Genomic DNA, 3,219 nt, shown 5'->3' with positions numbered 1-3,219 from the left:
GGAATGTCGTAGGCAAGGTCAAAGCGCTTGAGCCGAGCCTTGGACACACACGTCCCAAGCGTCTTAAGAAGTCCGTGGAACCTTTTATCGCCAGCAACCTTGTTCGGGTTGAACTCGATAAAGCCCTTGTGCATGTTGACTTTGCAGGACGGTTCCATAAACCCGATGCCGAGCGCGACCGAGCTGCCGCCCAAAGCGAAACTCCACAGCTCATACCACCCGCCCGGCCTGATTTTCGACGTCCAAGCGCTCATCTCGTCGCAGTCTGTGAGCTGCGCTCCCTTGCGGCTCAACCACTCGCCACGGTCACCCTTGAAGGTAAGAGAAAGTCGAACCATATCGACCGACAGCGTATTTTTATTTACACCCCTATAGGGGTTGTAGTAGCTAGGGGAAGTGCACGAAAGTGCATGAAATCCGGCTATTAGACAAGGGCCGGATTTCATGCCGCCGTTCTCGGGGCCATTCTCGTCTTCATCAATTTGTTTACTTTCGCCGCTCATAAAAGAAAACCTCCCGGGTCTCGGGAGGTCACAAACTCGGATATGGTTTGCCAGTTTGCTGTAGTCAGATGCCCGCGTGCTAGAATGGGGCCGTGGTACTACGGTGGCATTTGAGTCGTGACCTCAGTGTCAGCGTCGGGGGGTAGGAGCCCCGTTCGCCTTTGCCGAATTGTACCTCAAACGAACGACCCGCCCGCCTGGCTTAAGGCTGGGCGGGCGTTTTCGTTTCTAGCGGCTCTGACTCCACGACCGCTGCGGCGGTCTATCGTCACGGTTCGCATCCCGCGCCCTAGCAGCCCTCTGGGCTTCCGCAGCACGGGCTTTGGGGCTTCTGTCATCGTCTTCCCCGTAATCGCGCTCCAAGGCCGCCAAATCGCGTTTGAGCGCCCTTGTTGTCATCCGCGCACTTCTCGGCGCGAGCTTTCGGGAGAGGTCCGCAATTGCCACCTCAAGCCGTCCAACCGCTCCTCTGATTCCCTCAACGACCCGCTCAACTCGTCCTCGGAGTCCATCGCATCGAGCAGCGATTTCATCGATGATTCCGCGCTTCTCAAAGCGTCCCGCGTGGTCGAACTGGTCAGCGAGGGAAGCGATGGCTTCCAGCTCCTCAACGTCCTCCTCAAGCCGTCCCGCCGCTTGCCGAACCGACTCCAATCGCCGCTGCTCGCGCTGGAGGTTTTCGCCCACCTCGTTGCGCAGCTCGATTTTCTCGCCGATTTCGCCGTTCAAGCGGTCAAGCTCGGCCATTTTCTCCGCGATTCGGCGGTCGATTTCCGCAGCCTGCGCCCGCTTTTCATCGACCTTGGCGTTCACGGCACCCAATTTGACACTGGACTCAACCCTGAGCTGTTCAAGGCCGTCCAGCTCGCGCTTCGCCGTTATCGCCCCGTGCTTCGCCTTGTCTCTCTCGCCCTCAAGGGTCTCTATCTCGGACTTGAGCGCCCTCGTGGTGCCGACCTGCACCTTGTACGCGTCAAGGCTCCTGTAGCCCTTCGCGCGCAGCTCGTGGCGCATTGGGCGCTCGTACCCGTAGGGCTTCGCGACCTGCTCCCAGAAGTCCTCCTGAAGCCTGCTCATGGTTCCCTGGGCCGTCACCTCCCACTTGCCCTCGGCGTTCTTGCGCCGCTTGTCGGGCGCGAACAGCTCCTTGGCGCACAGGCGATCGTAGCCGTCCTCGCCGTGGATGACCGGGGCGATCCAGATGTGCACGTGCGGGGTGCCCTCGTCCAGATGAATCTGGGCGGCGAGCAAGTTCTCATAGCCGTACCGCGCACCGAACCACTGAACCGACCTGTCAAGAAACTCCTTGGCCGTCTCCTCGTCCGGAAGCGCTTCGTTTGTCGACACGATGAACCCCATCGCGCGAACTTGGTTGTCCCTGATTTTCCTCTTCGTGTTTAGCTCGCCCATACGGCGCTCGATGGCCTGTTCGAGCGGAACGGGACTCTCGTCCCCCGCGCGGCACAGGTACCCGACATGCCGGCCGCTCTGGTCAACATCGTTGGCGTAGGTGTGCGCCCGCCTGTCCAGCTCCTTGCCCACGGCTTCAAGGCTCTCGCATTTGGTCGACTTCATGGCAATCAAGGGTGCTACGGTCATGTCAAACTCCCGAGTTCGAACCACCTAAAGGTGCGTTAGCGACATTTGGTATAGTCACGTTATACCAAGCTACGCTTGGCACGTGCAAGGGCGCCGCCCTTGACCCGCTCGGGCGTTCCCCCCGAGACCCCCCAGCCCTACTCATTCGCGGCGTCGCTCATGAGGTGCGGGCCATCGGCGCAAGCGCCGAATGAGGGGGCAAGCCCCCTCAAACTCCCCCGCTCAACCTGATTTGTCATTTGTCATTTGTCACATTATTTTTCGGACGTAGTTAGCGAAAAATAATGAGCGCGCCCCTCCAAACCACCCCACAAATCACTATCGGTATCGGTATCGGATATCGGATTCCCATGGGCGAGGTCGTAGTACCTCGCCCATGGGAATCCGATATCCAGCCCTCCCGCGCTCGCAGACTTGGGCAAGGAAAGGGTCGATGGAGCAGGTGTGCCCATCGACCCTTATCCCAGTCTGTCTTTTGGCTCGACCGCCGCGTCAATTCCGCAGCCGGTGAACGAGGGCTACGTAGATCCGCTATGCGGAACTACTCCGCCCCCGTAGTCACCGCCTGCTCCATTGACCCGCCTACCGCGCCGCACCAGCTTTTCGCTTCCGCCAGCAGCAGGGCGGCAGCTCCATCCGGCAGCTTCACGCACGGCGTGCGCAGGTACTCGCGTACCTTTGGCCGGCTGGTGCGTCCAAGCATATTGATGAGCGTCTCAACGTCCTCGTTTCTCTCGGCTTTCTCGGCCAGCATGATTCCAATCACGCGAATGTAATCCTTTGTCCCAGATTCACTGTGCCACGCGTGCACCTGCGGCCAGTGCTCCTCAAGCTGCTCCGCAGTCCACTCGCCATCACAAGTCATCTCGATGCGCGTCAGCTGCACCTTGTCCGTATCAAGATGCAGCTCGGCGGCCTTGTCGTAGACCTTGACGTATGCGGGCGTGTTCTTGACCCCCAGATACTCCGTGATGCCATTCGATATGACGGACTTGTACATGCGCCTGTCCTTGCTTAAGCGGCAGTCGTAGCGGCTCACCGGAATGTCGTAGGCAAGGTCAAAGCGCTTGAGCCGAGCCTTGGACACACACGTCCCAAGCGTCTTAAGAAGTCCGTG

At 59.6% G+C, this 3,219-nt stretch carries 3 protein-coding genes; all 3 read right to left on the bottom strand.

Features of this window, described 5'->3' with window-relative positions:
- Window positions 1-503 (bottom strand): hypothetical protein (locus ABHU32_RS09890; protein ID WP_346979803.1); only part of this gene is annotated, 503 nt, incomplete at its 3' end.
- 228 nt (window positions 504-731) lie between these two features.
- The gene (gene mobV / locus ABHU32_RS09885; RefSeq protein ID WP_346979802.1) at window positions 732-2,102 is read right to left on the bottom strand and encodes a MobV family relaxase; all 1,371 of its coding nucleotides are present in this window, start codon (window positions 2,100-2,102) and stop codon (window positions 732-734) included.
- Window positions 2,103-2,643: 541 nt separating this feature from the next.
- Window positions 2,644-3,219, bottom strand: a 576-nt coding sequence (locus tag ABHU32_RS09880; protein ID WP_346979801.1) for a hypothetical protein, incomplete at its 5' end; no start/stop codon positions are given.

The organism is Collinsella aerofaciens, assembly GCF_039758965.1.
GTDB classification, from domain to species: domain Bacteria; phylum Actinomycetota; class Coriobacteriia; order Coriobacteriales; family Coriobacteriaceae; genus Collinsella; species Collinsella aerofaciens_BR.
Note: the sequence above shows the minus strand (reverse complement) of the source record. Positions and strands in the feature narration are given on the sequence as shown.